The organism is Pseudomonas sp. SDT291_1_S447 (genome assembly GCF_054070155.1).
The window spans coordinates 43316-59556 of sequence record NZ_JBSVXS010000005.1; the positions used below are offsets into that span (position 1 = coordinate 43316).

The 16241-nt window shown below is 56.1% G+C and carries 8 protein-coding genes and 1 pseudogene; 1 reads left to right on the plus strand and 8 read right to left on the minus strand.

Going from position 1 to position 16241, the window contains the following annotated elements; genetic code table 11:
- Positions 1-62: 62 nt before the first annotated feature.
- The 8 genes from ACW9IR_RS03360 to ACW9IR_RS03395 all read right to left on the minus strand — a co-directional run bounded on the left by ACW9IR_RS03360 (position 63) and on the right by ACW9IR_RS03395 (position 14874).
- Positions 63-503, minus strand: coding sequence for a hypothetical protein (locus ACW9IR_RS03360; RefSeq protein WP_457461641.1), 441 nt, complete (start codon positions 501-503; stop codon positions 63-65).
- A 212-nt stretch (positions 504-715) separates the two neighbouring features.
- Positions 716-961, minus strand: a complete 246-nt coding sequence (locus ACW9IR_RS03365; RefSeq protein ID WP_457461643.1) for an Imm74 family immunity protein — start codon at positions 959-961, stop codon at positions 716-718.
- Between the two features lie 241 nt (positions 962-1202).
- Positions 1203-1454 (minus strand): hypothetical protein, encoded by a 252-nt coding sequence (locus ACW9IR_RS03370; protein ID WP_141234570.1) that lies wholly within the window; start codon positions 1452-1454, stop codon positions 1203-1205.
- 10 nt (positions 1455-1464) lie between these two features.
- Positions 1465-12807 (minus strand): two-partner secretion domain-containing protein, encoded by an 11343-nt coding sequence (locus ACW9IR_RS03375; protein WP_457461645.1) that lies wholly within the window; start codon positions 12805-12807, stop codon positions 1465-1467.
- A 370-nt stretch (positions 12808-13177) separates the two neighbouring features.
- Positions 13178-13711, minus strand: coding sequence for a hypothetical protein (locus ACW9IR_RS03380; RefSeq protein WP_457461647.1), 534 nt, complete (start codon positions 13709-13711; stop codon positions 13178-13180).
- Positions 13712-13798: 87 nt separating this feature from the next.
- Complete coding sequence (locus ACW9IR_RS03385) at positions 13799-14164, minus strand: hypothetical protein (protein ID WP_110720912.1); 366 nt, start codon at positions 14162-14164, stop codon at positions 13799-13801.
- 184 nt (positions 14165-14348) lie between these two features.
- A complete protein-coding gene (locus ACW9IR_RS03390; RefSeq protein WP_110721266.1) occupies positions 14349-14708 on the minus strand; it encodes a hypothetical protein in 360 nt (119 codons plus the stop codon).
- Positions 14695-14874, minus strand: a complete 180-nt coding sequence (locus ACW9IR_RS03395; RefSeq protein WP_110721265.1) for a hypothetical protein — start codon at positions 14872-14874, stop codon at positions 14695-14697. The genes ACW9IR_RS03390 and ACW9IR_RS03395 overlap by 14 nt, the downstream gene beginning before the upstream one ends.
- Before the next feature lie 170 nt (positions 14875-15044).
- Between ACW9IR_RS03395 and ACW9IR_RS03400 the strand changes: the two are divergent.
- A pseudogene (locus ACW9IR_RS03400) lies at positions 15045-16232 on the plus strand (IS4 family transposase); the annotation flags it as partial.
- Positions 16233-16241: the final 9 nt, after the last annotated feature.

Consider the following 16241-nt stretch of genomic DNA (forward strand, 5'->3'; position numbering starts at 1 on the left):
GGACAGACCATGTTTTCGGAGTACTTTCTAAACGTCGCCTGCCCCCATTTATCCTTCTACATTTAATCTTTAGTGAAGTCGTCGCAACGTATCCAGTCAGTGAGCTCCAATGGTAGCTTACAAATAGAAGACTGCATCAACTTCGGGAGATCCACTAACTTTAGCGCCGATTTTGGTTTGGCAATTATTTTATAACCACCCTGCTCGGAAGCGTCATGACTGAACAACCCTCTGCCGGCCATTTCAACAAAAGATTTTAGATAGCGCGCACGCTGAGCTTCATCGGCAAACTCAACCAAATTGGCTTCTACTATCTCAACGTCCACGCCTCCAGGCCTTGAATAGAAGTAGTCATAAATTTCCTCATATCTGGAAATTGACTGACGGACATCGTCAGGCACAACCCCATGTCCACCTGTAGCGAAATGAGCGATGACCTCACCTCGACATGAGGCAAACCAATCAAGATCATTGATTTCCAGAAATTCGTCGTGCATTTCCATTATTCGACTCCGGAAATATTAGTGCAGTTATCACACCTAGGAACTACCTGCCCGTCCTTGGGCGGATCGAGGGAGTGAATTTTAGAGAAAACGGGGACATACCACGTTTTTTGAATAAATTGCAAAGCCGTGGTCCGCCCCTTATCTAAACGTGGCCTGTCCCCATTTATCCCGCCAACAGACGCGCTTCAAGGGTAGTTAGCTCCGCCCAGTCACTTCTCGACGTCAAGCATGTGTCCCTTTCTCGAGAGTTCCGCCTCAATTTCGTCAATAACCATCTGAACTTCTTCTTCAGTTAAAACTTGATTTTCATGGGGTGAATCCCAGTGCTTTAACGAGTTCCTATACAACACGAAACCAAGCTTATCCCCTCCCGGAAAGAACATTTCGCCTTGAATGGTCGCTACTTTATTAGCCACCTGTATTTTCAGATATCCTCGAGATATTTCAAGAATCACAAATCACCTCTTACAAATATAGTTTTCTCGAGTCTGGTTACTGGATCAATAGTAACTATTTTATCCACTTTAGGATTTTTCAGAAGTGCGGGCAACTCTGCGGTTTCCCAGACGTTTCCTGGACGCAAATTCTGTCCAATCACAGCACGTACCGTTCCGCGGGAAAACGGGGACAGACCATGTTTTCGGAGTACTTTCTAAACGTGGTCTGTCCCCATTTACCCCATTTGTTCCCCCTTCTTCAAATCCCACACAAACTTCTGAACTCATCCAGTGACATTACTGAACCCGGGTCAGTTTCTGGTAGCAGTACATCTTGAACAACTACAACCCGCGTCTCAAAATCAATCAAAACATCAAACAAATTGAAGTTGAACTCACGGATGCACGTAACAGCACCGGGCTCTTGCGCACTTAAAACCCCAGTGCGCAATAACTCACGAGCACCTTCATTAAGCTCCTCACTTAAAAAACGCTGAAACAACTCATTCATGATCACAACCTCACAGTGGAAACGCGGTATGAATCACACCATCGCGAACATTAACCTTCAAAATATTAGTCGGATTACCTAATGTATTAGTACCAATTATTTTTCCGACATTGTATTCAACAACGTAGCCCGTTGGCCCATTTTGAGAGACTTTCCCGTATCTCAGCGCATTGTCAACATAAGCAGAAATATCCTTCATCGAAGTTCCTTTGGAAAATTTGCTAACGGGAAATCCTGAATCAGGCCCATGGCGGTACATTACGTGTTCAATCCCCATCATAAGTCCACCTTTTTTATAGTCGAGGGCTCCCCAAGCCGCATCAATTTGACGAGGACCTGGCAGGGCTTTAATCGTTTCGACCGCCTTTTCTGGCAAGCCACCCGCGGTCGCCTCGTCCACATTCTTAACGAGAAGTGCACCACCCGCTTCAAGTCCCACCAGACCTTGCAAAGTGTTACCAAAGTTTCTGACCGCCTGACCGAGGTTGAATATCGAAAAAGCCAGTGTAAATTTCTGTTCGGTATCGAGTCTCGATGCCTCCGACTCTGTTGGACTGTAAAGAGTGTCTCTATACCCGGGAATTCTGGAAAATATGAAATCATCCAGGAATGCAATCGCCTCTGGCTTCACACCATCAATGCCAGCACCGTGCAAGCCCTCGACGCGCATCGCTTTAACAACGTCTTCGACTGTCAGTCCTGAAACATCAACACCCACATCACAGCTACCTGGATTTGAATTGCAGAAACCCAATGCCTGTTTCGCGAGATCCCGCGCTGCTCCTTCATGCAAATCGTGGTTGTACCGCGTTGCACTTCCCGCGATATCGGCACCCAGTTGGAAGTCCCCTCCAACAGCTGCCGCCCCAACGAGACCCGTAAGCTGCGAAAGCATTTGATGCAGTTCTTTGTTATCGCCTACGAAATCAACAAGCACATTCATCGCTGCTTCGTTCAGCCCCGCCGCCGCCGCGCCCGTCGCAAAATCCCCTCCCATCACTTGAGAAATCAGACCGCCCATCAGCGCATGAGCTACAACTTTTTCAACACTGCCATCCGGAAACTTGATCGTGTTGTCACCAACCCAGTTGAACCCGGTCGCCATGGCGACACTGCTCGCCTCACCCAGCAACGCCGCTCCGAAGTTGTCACCAAAGCTACCTCCACCAATAGTGGTCGAAATACCGCTGGAGATAATCGCGCGCCCCGTCGTGCGGATAGCGACATCAGTAATATTGCTGGTGGTCAGGATATTTGCAGTTTTACTGCCCCCAGCCGCAAACCAGTTGGTGTCTGCATAGTCGAGCATGCCCGCCGTAAACCCGGCGATAGCCGCATTTTTCAAGCTTCCGGCACTGAAGGTCTCCTTGAATGCGGCCCCGAGATCACCCTTGTTATTAATGGTGCTGGTAACGCCCGTGGTTGCCAGACTTGTGGCGACTGCCCCACCGAAGCCACCGCCGACCAGGCCCAGCCCTGCCGGTCCCATCACGAAGGACATCATGATGGCGATTGCGATTTGTGCTGCCGGACCCAGTCCCGAGTTTTCGTATTTGAAAGACTCGTGAATCTCCTTCACCCGCTGCCAATCCACGTCCCCCCGGGCCTCAGCATCTTTCAACCATGCCAACTGCGGATCCGCCTTGACCATAGCGTCGATGGTCTGGCTGACGGACTGCTGATTCACATCTTTGATGTCGATTTTCAGGCCATCGACCGCCTTGATAACGATATTGCCCTTGGCGATCATCTGGGTTTGGCGCAAGGTCTCGTCGGTATTGCCGCGACCTTTGGAGGACACCCAGCCAGCGCTGTTGTTGGTCTTGGTATGGTTTTCGTCATGGAGGTCCTTGACCCCCTGAAAAGTAATCGCCCCGCCACTGTCCAGCGTGATGTTGTTGCCACTTTCCAGTTTGGCGACCTGATACAGCTGATCACCCTTGCTCGACAGCGTCAGATTGCCACCGGTCTTGATCTCGGAGCCGACATACTTGGTGTCGGTCACCTCATCGTGCTGCATCTTCAGCTTGCCGAAGCTGCCTTTTTTCTTCATGTCATAGAGCGAGTAGTCCGTATCTTGCGCTGCCAGGAGTTCGAGGCGGTCGCCCGCGACCAGATAGGCTTCATCACCCGCCGTTACGCGGCTGGAAATCACACTGAGGTCTTTGCCCGCATCCAGTTTGACGTCGCCGCCCGCCGTGATGCCGGACATGACCTGAGTGACATGGTCTTCCTGACGGGTCATGTGCTTGTTTTTTGAGAGCGAGTGCTCTTCATCCGCCGCCGAGGTGATGACCAGGTTCTCGGTGGCTTTCATCGAGACATCACGCTTGGCTTCTATGTCACTGGCAATGACATTGATGTCACGCTTGGCATCCGCCTTGAAATCACGCCCGGCATCAATATCGGCGCCCAGTTGCGTGACGCTGCTAACAGCTCCCCTCCAACCCAGCGACGCGCTGTCGTTAACCTGCACAGAGACCACGTTGACATCACGCCCGGCATTCAACGCCATGTCCTGACCGCTTTTCAGAACGCCGCCGATGACGTTGATATCCTTGGCCGCTTTGACGGTCAGGTCGTTGGCGGCTTCGATCCGCGCTGCGTTATCGGCAAAGTCCTGATGCCGGGTGACGGAGCCGTATTGGTTGTCCATCGAAGTGATGGTCCGCTCATTGATCACATCGCCCGTGCGGGTGGTCAGGCTGACGTCCTTGCCGGCAATGATGCCGCCGGCTTTGTTGACGATGCTGTTGGTGGCCAGCAGATCCAGACGATTGCCCGCCTCGATCGAACCGCTGTTGACCAGGTCCTTGCCCGCCGTGGCGGAGAGGTTGTTGGTGGCTTTGAGCGTGCCGACGTTGTCGAGGTTTTCCCCCGCAATAAGCGTCACATCGTTACCGGCAATCAATGCCCCAGTCGGGCCGAGACGGCCGCTGGCCTGCGCCAGATACACCACCGGCACCAGCACTTTTTCACCATTCACTTCATGCTCTTCGAGCCAGACGATGTCGTGGGTCAGTGCCGCGACTTGCTGAGAGGTGAGGCCGACGCCGACGGACAGGTTGAGTGCGTCCTTGCTGGCGATGGCGTTGTTCATCAGGTACTTGAACATGCCCTCGTTGGAGGTCTGGCCGTCGATGAAAGCCTGGCCGGTGCGGGCGGTGACGGCTTGCTGGATCAGGCGTTGTTCGTAGAGGCCGTCGCCCAGACGTTTGGCGCTCTGGTCGGGGTTGTAGCCGAGCTTCTCCAGCAGATAATCCGAGCTCATGAACGACTTGAGGTCGGTGAGCACCGGGTTGGTTTCGATCAGGTATTTGTGCGGGTTCGAGGGCGCCGTGGTGTCCGGCAGGCCAGTGACACGCGTGACCGGACGAGTGTCGATCGACTCTTTCATGTCGTTACCGCGGCCCGGGTTGCCCGTGCCTGCAGAACTCTCCGGCACTTTGACGTCGACCGTACTGGCGACTGTCTGCACCATGCTTGGCGTACGGTGGAATGTATCCACGGCGCGTGTGCTGTCGGACACCGGCGCCGGCGCATCGATAAACAGGTTGCGGGGCCCGCCGCTGCTGCCGGCGACCGTGTGGTCCTGGGCATTCACCGACTCACTGGCGACTGTCCACGTTGGCGCTGGCCCGGTGTTGCCGGCTGTGGCGCCACTGGTGCCCTGCCCGCTCAGACGGAACAAACCGTTCTCGCCTGTCGGCAGCGAGAAGCCAGGCAAGCTCAGCGGATTGACTTGCTGTTGCGCAAGATCCGGCGGCAGTTGGCTGTTAATGCGCACAACGACAGTGCCGCTGTTGCCGACCGAGGTATCGGCGACCTTGTTGGTGCCCCCGGTGGCGCTGTAGTCCTGATGGATAACGCTGTTTTCTACTTCCCGGGTCGCGGTAATCGAGACATTGCCGCCGGCCTGAATCACTGCATTACGCGAGTTATTGGCATCAGCAGCACCGGTACTGTTCACCGGGGTTTCAACCGCAAGACGGCTTTCGTAAGGCGCCAGTTCGCTCGGTAATGCCAGCAGATTATTCGGGTCATACATCGATGGCGTTGACGTCTCAAAGCCGGCGATGAATCCAGACATGGCCCGGCCGTATTTGCGACTGCCGACGTTTTCGCCCGTCTCGGCGTCGACGATGACAATGCCATTGCCCACGGTTGTGGCGATCGCTTTACGGATCAGACCTTCCGGTGCGATGACGTAGTACACAAACGGGAAATCAGGGTTGTTGCGCTGGTTGTACGGCATGATCACGTTGGCCATGAATTGCGCCGTGGTGCCTGTGCCCATCTCGAAGTTGTACTGACGCGTGACTTCGACAGTCCCGCTCTTGGCGCCGATGTTCTTCAGGCTGTCGGCGGTGATGGTGATGTTGCCGCCCGCCGCTACCGTGCTTTTGCTGTTGAGGAACGTGCCACCCGTAAACGTAAAATCCTTGCCGACGTTGAACATCGCCGAGGTGCTGGTATCGGTGTCGAAGAATTGGTAGGTCTCGCGGCTGGCGAGGAAGTTGTTGAAAGTGCCGCCAACGCAGTCACCGCACGTTGCTGCAATGAACCCGGAAATGAGCTTGCGTTCAACCGACGCCGTCGGCCCTTCTGTGCGGTTTTCAAACACGTCGGCGCTCAGCGTGAACCCGCGTCCGCTCTCCATCGAGCCGGAAATGTTGTACACCCCCGCTGCCCGCGCCGCGCCGCCATACCCGCCCATCACCACATCGCCCAGACCGTAGAAATCACCGTGCTGGTTGGTCAGCGTGCTGACGCCGAGGGTCATGTTGTTGCCGCTGAAAATCAGCCCGCGATCGTTGAGCAACGAGGGCGTGTTGATGATGAGGTTCTGCGCCGCACCCAGGGTGCCGTAGTTGGCAACACTGCCCGCGTTGATGGTCAGGTCTTCACTGGAGGTCATGCGCCCGGCGTTGCTGAGCTGCCCGCCGATATTGACGGTCGACGTGGCACCCACCGCGAAGCTGCCGCCCGCCGCAACGTTCATCTGCGCGACGGAAAGGTAAGCGCCGCGCTGACTGGTCAAGCGGCCGCTGCCGGCGTAGGTTCCGCCGATTTGCATATCGAGGATGCCATCACTGGCGATCAAGCCATCGTTGCTCCAGTTGCCGCCCCGGATCTGCAGGGAATCGGAAGCCAGCAATTTGCCGCTGGCGGTCTGGCTGAATTGGCCGACATTGACGTTCAGGCGACCGGCCTGAATGACGTTGGAGTTGCTCCAGCTGTCGGCGTTGAGTTCCAGCAGCCCGCCGGTGACGATGCTGCCGCCGGCGCCGATGACATTGGCGGTGGAGATGTCGAACTTGCCGCGCCCGACGTGGTTGAGTTGCCCGCCGGCATTGAAGAGGCCTCCCACTGCCAGGGTCATGTCGGTGTTGGCGGTTTCCAGCACGCCATTGCGGTTGTCGAGCAAACCGCCGATCTGGAACAGGGTTTTGCCGGTGTTGCCCAGCGAACGCAGACGACCGTTCTGGTTGTCGACGCTGGCAGCCTTTACGCTCAGTTGGGTATCGCTTTCGATGACACCCGTGCCGTTACGCAACGCGCCACTGAGACCGAAGTCGATGCGGTTGGCAGCGATCTGCCCGCCAGCGTTTTCCAGACTTGTGCCGGTGACGCCCAACAGTCCTTTCGAATACAGCACGCCACTGCTGTTATCCAGCGCCGCCGTGGTAATGCTGCTGTCGGCCGACTGCGCGGAAATGCGCCCGCCGTTGTTGTTCAGGCCAGCCAATGCAGCAAGCGTCAGGCTTTGCGCCTGAATGATGCCGCTCTGACGGTTATTGTTCAGGTCGAAGCCGTTGCGCAGCACACCCACGGTGCGAGCTTCCAGTGCGCCTTTGATACTGGACAGCGTGCCACCACGGTTATCGATGTTGGCCGCTTTGACAAAGACATTGCCGCTTTGCGCGATGACCTTACCGCTCTGGTTGTCGAAGTCACCGCTGACCTCGAGGGTCAACGCACCTTCGCTCTGGATCGAACCTTTGCCGTTGCGCAGGCTGGCTGCATTGAGTTGGACGTCGGCATTCTGGCTGTAGATCAGACCGTCGGCGCTGTTGTTGACGGCGCCCGTTGCGGTGATCTGCAATTGGTCATTCGCCGCGACGGTGCCCTTGTTGCTGTTGTCCAGAGAATCGGTGTGCGCTTCCAGTGTTTTCTGGCTGACGATCTGGCCGTTCTGGTTGTGCAGATCGGTCACACCCTTGATCAACATCGCGCCGCTGCTCGCCAGCTTGCCGGCGTTGTTGTTCAGCCCTCCGCTCAGGTTGAGGGTGATCGCGGCGTTGCTGGCGATCTGGCCACCGTTGTTGTCCAGACCTGTGGCCGTGGCCGTGAATGCCTGTTCGACATTGATTGAGCCGCCGGCATTGCTGAACGCCGTACTGACGACATCCAGTGCAGCACCACTGAAAATCAGGCCCTGGTTGTTATTGAGTGCGCCGCCCAGCGTCAGGACTTGCCCTGCGCCACTGCTCAGATTGCCCTTGTTGCTGTTGTCGAGACTGCCTGCCTTGACGACCAGATTGCCTTGGGCAACGACGGCCCCGGCGTCGCTGTTGAGCAGCGCATCCTTGATGTCGACCGAGACATCGGCGAACTTGCTGGAGAGCGTGCCGCCGTTGCGGTTGTCCAGGCTGTCGGCGTTGACGGTGAGTCCCTGCCAGCCGGAGATCAGCCCCTTCTGGTTGATCAGGCTGGAGCCACGCAACAGCAGTTTTTCACCGCTGATGATTTTGCCGGCGCCGTTGTTCACCGCTTGAGCAATCAGATCGAAACCGAGGTTGCTGGAAATCTCACCACTCTGGTTGTTCACGTCACGCAGACGTTTGAGCGTCAATGGCCCTTGAGCCGTGAGCAAACCGCGCTGGTTGTCGAGATCGCCATTGGCCAGATCAAGGGTGACGCTTTTGTCACCCACCAGGCGCCCGCCGTTCTGGCTCAGGGACGTCAGCTTCAGGTCGATGTCACCGCTGGCGGATACTTCGCCGCCATCGCTGGAGTCCAGCCCGCTGGCGGTCAGCGTCAGGTTGCCCTGGCTGTTGATCAAACCACTGTCACGGTTGTTCAAATCGGCACTGGTGATCTCAAGGGTTTGCACCGCACTGATCAGCCCACGGCCGTCGTTACGCAGCAGACCGTCCACGGTCAGGTCGAGGTCGCTACGGCTAACCAGGTTGCCGCCGCTGTTGTTCAGGCTCGCAGCGCGCGCGTCGATGGCGGCTGCGCCGATCATGCCTTTGACGTTGTCCAGTGCGGCCGCGATGCGTAGGGTCAGGCCCTGATTGCTCAGGAGTTTGCCGTTGCTGTTGTCGAGGCTTTGCGCGGTCAGGGTGAGCGCCTCGGCGCTGGAAATCGTGCCGCCCTGGTTGTTGACGCCGTTGAGTCGCTTGAGCAGCAGCGTGCCCGGGGCGTTGATCAAGCCACCGATGTTGTTCAACTGACCGTGATTCAGGTCCAGGCTCAATTGCGTGTTGCTGAACAGCTTGCCGCCCTGTTGATCAAAACCGCTGACCGAAGCTGTCAGCGCGTTCTGACTGCCGATACTGCCCTCTCCACCGTTGCTGACCTGGCCGGCAGTGAGATTCAGTGTGTCGGCGCTGCTCAATTGACCGTTGCTGTTATCGAAGGCGCCGGTGGTCACGGTGACCGCGCCTTTACCGCTGAGCGTGCCCTTTTGGCGGTTGTCGAGGCTGGCACTGTCGAGGACGAGCGCGCCATCGGTAACCACTTGCCCGCCTTGGTTGTCGACACTGCCGCTGCTGTCCAGCTTCAAATTCGCCGCGCTGGACAGGCTGCCACCGGCATTGGTCACTTGCGTCGTGTTGACCGTCAGCGTGCCCTCACTGCTGACCTTGCCCGAGGTGTTATCAAAGGTGCCGGTGAGGTTCAACAACATGCCTTGCTGACTGAGCAATTCGCCTCCGTTGTTCACCAGCGAGCGCCCCTGCAGGTTGAACTGCGAGCCGGCATCGATCAGACCTTTGGTGCGGTTGAGCACTTCGTCGACGGTCAGGTTCAGGGCCTTGCCGGCGAAGATTTTGCCGCCGTCGCTGTTATCGAGTTTTTTACCGGTAACGCGCAAATCGCCGTTGCTGCTGATCTCACCGCCACGGCTGTCCAGATCAGCGACGGTCAGGCTCATGTCTTGGCTCGACCCCAGCAGACCGTTCTGCCGGTTATCGAGTTGCTCGGCCTCCAGTTTGAGGTTGCCGGTGGCGATCAACTGACCTTTCTGGTTGTTGACGGTTTTCGCCTGCACATTGGCATCGGCCTTGCCGGCGATATTGCCTTCACGGTTATCCAGATCGTCAGCGGTGACGGTCAGTCGGCCGTCAGTGATGACCGTGCCGAACTGGTTATCCAAGGTCTTGTCGGTGGTGAGCAACAACTCGCCGCGGCTGCTGATCAAGCCTTCGTGGTTGTCCAGACTGCCGCTGCGGCTGTCCAGCGAGGCGGCGGAGATGACGCCTTTGAGGTTGTTCAATGCTGCGGCAATGCGCAACGTCAGGCTCTGCTGACTGAGCAGTTTGCCGTTGCTGTTGTCGAGGTCATGCGCGGCGAGCGTGAAGGCTTGCTGGCTGGAGATTTCCCCGCCCTGGTTGATTACGCCGTTGAGGTTTTTCAACAGCAACGTGCCGGGCGCATTGATCAAACCGTTCTGGTTGTTCAACTGGCCGTGATTCAGATCGAGGGTCAGATCAGTCTTGCTGAACAGTTCACCGCCCTGTTGATCCAGCCCGGTAAGCGAGACATCCAGTGCTTGCTGGCTGGCGATGCGGCCAGTGGCGTTGTTGACCTGCCATGCCTTGAGCGTCAGTGCCGCGCCGCTGGTGAGTTTGCCACCCTGGCTGTTGTCAAATCCGCCGGTCTCGACCCGGCTGTTGCCTTGGCCGTAGATCACGCCTTTGCGGCTGTTATCAAGACTGCCGCTGTTGACGGTCAGCAGGCTGTCGCTGTTGATCGAACCGGCCTGATTAAGCAAAACGCCAGTGCTGGTCAGTTTCAGGTGGCCGGCGCTGCCGAGGCTGCCGTTGCTGTTGTCGATGCGCGCAGCATTGACGGTAAGCGTGCCGTCGCTGCTGATCGCGCCGAGCGAATTGGTCAGCGCGTCATCAAGGGTAATCACCAGACCGTTGAGGCTGGTGAGATTGCCGCCGCTGTTGTCCAGCGTGGTGCCGATAACGGTTACCGCGCCCTTGGTGGCGGCGATCAAGCCTTTGCTCTGGTTGATCAGCTTGGTGACGCTCAGCCCAATGTTACTGCCGGAGAGAATTTTGCCGCCGTCGCCGTTATCCAGACGCAGGCCTTTGACGTTCATCAGCAAGCTGCTGGAGATTTCGCCACTGCGGTTGTCGACATCGTCGACCGAGAGTGTCAGCGCTTTTGTCGTGCCGACCAACCCGCCATTGCGGTTATCGAGTGCCTTGCCAGTCAGGCTCAGATTGCCTTGGGCAACCAGCGCACCACCCTGTTGTTGCAGCAGGCCGATGGTTGCCAGCAGGTCGCCCTGACTGGAAATCCGTCCGGCCGCGTTTTGAATTTCCGCAGCCGTAAGGTTGACGGGGCCGACCGCACTGACCAGTCCACCGCTGTTATCCAGACGAGTGCCAACATAGGTCAGGCCTTGCTTAGCGCTGATCACGCCTTTTTCGCGGTTATCCAGTTGCGCGACATTCAGGGTCAACTGCTGGTCGGCCTGAATCACTCCGCCCCGGTTGTCGGCCATGTCACCGTGCACGGCCAGCGTGCTGTTGCCGATGACTTTACCGTCACGGTTGAGCATTGTGCCGGCCTGCAGATCGATGGCACCTTTGGCCGAGATATCGCCTTTGTTGCGGTTGTCGAGCGTGCCACTGATGCGTGCAGTCAGGCTGCCATCGCTGACCAGCGCCCCGGCTTCACGGTTGTCCAGACTGGCAGCTTTGAGAGTCAGCGAACGCCCCGAACCGAGCACGCCGTCGCGGTTATCCAGCGCACCTCCGAGATCGATATTCAGGCCCAGGTCACCGAGAATCTGCCCGCTGCGGTTATCGAGCTTGCCGCCGGTTATGGTGATGTTCTGACCGCTGAGCGTGCCGCCCTGATTGTTCAGGGTTTGCGCGGTGCTGACCGTCAGGTTGCGGCTGGCGGCAAGGCTTTTGCCGGTGTTGTCGAGGTGCTGCGCGGTGAGGTTCAGGTCGCCGCTGGCGTTGCGGCTGCCGTCGACGTTGACGCCGGCTTCGATGGTCCCGGCGTTGGTCAGTTGGCCGCCGGCGCTGAGAGTGATGTTGTCACGGGCTGCGAGAGTCTGGCGGTTGGTGAGGTTGCCTTGGGTTTGCACGTTAGCGCTGGTGCCGGCGTAAACCGGGCCGCGTGCGTCGAGGCTGGCAGACTTGACGTTGACCGCGCCAGTGGCCGAGGTATCAGCCAGACTCAACTGGCCGTTGGCATCGAGCTGAATATCACCGCCGCTGGCAATCAGCTTGCCGTCGAGCTTCACCCCGACCCCGGCCTCAGTGCCGACCAGTTTGATCGCCCCGGCGTACATGCCGCCGAGTGCCGAGGAGTCGATGGCCAGTTGCGGTTTGCTGCTGCCGTCCTCAGCGCGCGCTGTGGCATTGAGCGTTTGTGCGTTGACGTCGTTGCGACCGGCGACAATCGTCAGGTTCTGCGCCTGAAGTTGCGCGTTGATCTTCGCGCTGCGGGTGATGATTTCAAAACGGTCGACGTTGGTCGCGTTGAGGCCCGCGCCCTCGATGGCCACAGAACCCTGATCAACCTGATAACGCTCCAGCCGGCCGTTATCGAGCACGGGTTTGCCGGTAGTCAGCGTGACGCGCGGCGAGTTGATGAAACCACAGCCATTGCAAGTAATACCGTAAGGGTTGGCGACGATCACCCGCGCCGACTGCCCCGCCACTTCGGTGTAACCGCGCAACTGGCTCGGGTTGCCGCTGACGACTTCGTTGAGAATCGCCTGTGCCGAACCGCTGTTTTTCAGGTGCGGGTTGTCGACGATGTGCCCACCCAGTTGCGTAACCGTATTCTGCGTCGAGCCGTTGTTGAGGATCAGCCCCTGCGCGCCGACGTTGTAGTCGTGGAACTGGTTATGCGACAGCCCGCTGGCATTGGGCGTGGCGATGTTGATGATCGGCACGCCATTGCCGGCACGATCCAGCGAGGTATTCGGGTTGGCCACGACGATGCCGTCGGCCTGTGCCCACATCGGTTGCCAGAACATGACGTTCGCCAGCAGAAATGCCAGCCCGCGCTTGGGCATGCCCAAAAAGCGCTCACGGTCTTTTACGGCCGCAGAAGGTTGGCACGCAAGAAAGGCGAACTGACGAACGTCCATGTCAATGATCTCGAGAAGTTGCTTTAGATGAAGAAGTCGATGCAGAAATAGATCGGTGCTTCGCGCTCGGTCAGCGCGTCCGGCCGTTCCGGGGAATGAGCAACGTCACACTGGCGACGCCCTTGAGCTCGATGCTCTGGATGGGGAACAGCGGGTATCAGTGGCGCTGCCGGGAGTCGATGCTGCGGCAGCGAAATGAAATGGAGACTTGCACAGCAAAGCTGCGCACAACCTCGCCGCGAGGGCGGGTGAGGACATGTTCGATCCCTTGAAACGAAAGTGACATCAAAATAGTGGCGCGATATTAGATGGCCATCATTTTGACGTCAATCTTACGTTTCGACCGCTTGTCGCTACGTGCGGGGGATTTTTAGTTTTTGGACGTCACAGCAATTCGTTGATCCGGCCGGCTGACATCGTAAACATGCTGCTCGCAACCCTGCCCGACAAACTGGAACTCCACCAGGTAGACCTTGCTTCGCTCCGGGGTAAAAGTACTGTTCAGCGGCCCGCAGCTATAAGTATTGCCGGTACCCATTCCGTTGGAACGCCCCGACACCTCGAAGGGTTCGTCGGCATTGGCTTGCGTTTCCAACTGAGGGAAGTGTTTGAACGTGGCGCTATTGGCCGCTTCGCTGACTTTGGCGATCCAGCCGAATACCTTGCCCCGCCCGGAATCCACCACAGTACCCAGCACTTCCATTCGCCGATCGGGATCTGCAGCACGGCGGACCGAGAACTCGACAGGGTACGTGTAACCTGTCGCTTTCATGATGACTTTGGCGTGTTGTGCATCTGCCATAGCCGTTTTTTGCTGAAGTTGTACACCATCCTTTAAAAGACTGGGAGAAGAGTCTCTGACGTTGGAGTGGCAGCCTGCAATCAGGAAAACCAGTGAAAGCAAAATTCCCGCTCTAATCACTTTTTATTACCCCGTAAAGACTTAGCGGGCAGACTTATCGAGTTCAATAAACCTGCCCAGCAGCAATCGTTAAATAATGTCTAAAAGCTTTAAGTCCGACTCGACCTGCACAGCATCTTGCTCAGACAACTGTGACATAAGAGACGCTAACCCATGCACCTCAATAATCCCTTTTATATGGTCAACCGAAAAATCAAAAGCGACCTTGGGCTCTCTTCCCGCCGACAACACAAGCCCGGCAGTCTGGAGCATTAGCTTTTCAACTGGAGTAACAAAACTTTCTTCCATCTCATTTAATGCATAGCCGACTTCAAGTTCCCCTTCAACCCAGGAAAAACCTGATTTTTTGTTCTTCCTGATCTTAGTCCTGCAGTAAATGGGATAGTAGTAAAACATTCGCTGCATTATTTCTTTATAACTTAAAATCGCTGACATGATCAGTCTCTCAAAATTCTATGACCATTAGGGTTCGCGATCACATTCACATGGAGGTAACGGGGACAGACCACGTTTTCCGAGTGTTTTCCAAACGTGGTCTGTCCCCATTTACCCAACGTGGTCTGTCCCCATTTACCCCCAGAACCCACGGCGACGTGCTACCTGTATCGCGAGACTCCTCTTATAATCCGCCCAGAAGGTGCTTGTATTTCTCACAAACCGACCTACTGGAGAGAGTGGAATCGTCCACGTCATTTAAAACACAAGGCCAGGCTTTCGCAAAACTCAAAAAAACCTTCAGATACATTAACTTCGCGCGCTCAGTATGATCTAGATTAATCTCAATCATTGTCTGCGGAGTAGCCCCGAGAGCATCCTGCCATTCTTGCTGATCTTCGGCATCATAAAACTCATCAAGAATATCTTTTGAATGCAGGGCCAGCCAAATATCTGAATCATCCTCACCAACGCCACCGCGAGAAGGTTTTCCGGCACTCACGAACCCGCCATGTTCTAGGAGCACGGCTTTAAAATCGTCCATGCTCAACTTTTCTGACGATAGGATCATTGCCGACAATGACATAATTAAAGCCCTCCTCTAGGCTGGCGCCATACAAAAACAGCTGATCCAGAGTATTTATCACCTTGACACCTATTTTTTCGTAGGCTTTTATCTGCTGCGCTTTGTCCACATTTGGCGCAAACAATATAACCTCCTTACGATCAGGGTTCAGCGTAGGATTACTCTGGGGTAACGGGGACAGACCCTGAGGGATCCCCGATTTTTCTTACAGAAAATCAATAAATTGGAATATTGAAGAGACCTGCATGAGTCGGCAACTTGGTTTGAACCACACAAATACAAGAAACCGAACCCATGCAGGCCATCCGATTTTTACAAAAAGCGCTCGCTCAAGCACTGCCCTCTATCCATTCTCGCCGCCTGAGATCAGTGATGAGTTGTGTCAGTTCGTTACTGCACGGACGTCGCCTGACGCTGACCGCTCTTGGTCGTTTCATGACGGGGCACGCTTACCCCAAGCATTCGATCAAGCGCGCGGATCGGTTGCTGGGAAATCAACACTTGAGATCAGAGCGTCCATTGTTCTATTGGGTAATGCTTCGGGCATTACTGGGTTCGTTGAAGCATCCTTTGATCCTGGTCGACTGGTCTCGAATTGACGCTTCAGGCACAGCCTTTTTGCTGAGAGCATCGATTCCTTGGCGGGGCGCTCATTTCCTGTTTATGAAAGCGTTCATGAGCGCGAGAGCTGTCCCAAGTATCAAAACCGCCTACTCAAAACGCTCGCCGAATTGCTACCAGATGACTGCGTCCCGATTCTGGTCACCGATGCGGGTTTTCGGCGACCGTGGATGAAGGCTGTCGCCGCGCAGGGCTGGTATTACGTCGCGCGGATAAGGAATCGCGAACTTTATCGTCGCGATCAAACTGACTGGCAACCGGTGAAGAATTTGTATGCTTTGGCCGCCGCCTCACGCAAGGCACTTGGCCATGTCGAGATGACGCGAAGCGCCCCACACTTCATCGATTTGTACTGCGTACGGCACTGCGCCAAGGGCCGCAAACACCAACGCGTCACGGGTTCAATTGCCAAGAGTAAGCTCAGTCGACAATCCGCAAGACGTGAGCGTGAACCGTGGTTGCTGGCCAGCAATTTAGTACAGGGCGAGTGGAATCCAGCAAAAATCGTGGCGGTTTACAAACGACGCATGCAAATTGAGGAGGGTTTCCAGAGATGTGAAAAGTGAGCACTTGGGATTGGGTCTGAATCTACATCGCAGCCATTGCCTGCATCGTATTGAGATACTGCTGTTGATTGCTGCTCTCGCCAATTACTTGCTCTTTTTAACAGGACTTCAGGCTCGAAAAAGTAACTTGGAGCGGCGCTATCAAAGCAACAGTCTCAGAGAAAGACGCGTGCTCTCCTTATGGCGAGTGGGCCTGGAGTATTGGCGTAAATGCATAGAGTTCGGAGGCGGAGGAGACTGGGAAACATTGGAGAAAGCTCTGCGTGATGAGGTGCATCATCAGGCGCAGAGCCTGGAGTGTATT

Excerpts from the sequence above, each read along its gene's own strand:
- ACW9IR_RS03360 (WP_457461641.1), bottom strand. The coding sequence starts at position 503 with ATGGAAATGCACGACGAATTTCTGGAAATCAATGATCTTGATTGGTTT.
- ACW9IR_RS03370 (WP_141234570.1), bottom strand. The coding sequence starts at position 1,454 with ATGAATGAGTTGTTTCAGCGTTTTTTAAGTGAGGAGCTTAATGAAGGT.
- ACW9IR_RS03375 (WP_457461645.1), bottom strand. The coding sequence starts at position 12,807 with ATGGACGTTCGTCAGTTCGCCTTTCTTGCGTGCCAACCTTCTGCGGCC.
- ACW9IR_RS03385 (WP_110720912.1), bottom strand. The coding sequence starts at position 14,164 with ATGTCAGCGATTTTAAGTTATAAAGAAATAATGCAGCGAATGTTTTAC.
- ACW9IR_RS03390 (WP_110721266.1), bottom strand. The coding sequence starts at position 14,708 with ATGGACGATTTTAAAGCCGTGCTCCTAGAACATGGCGGGTTCGTGAGT.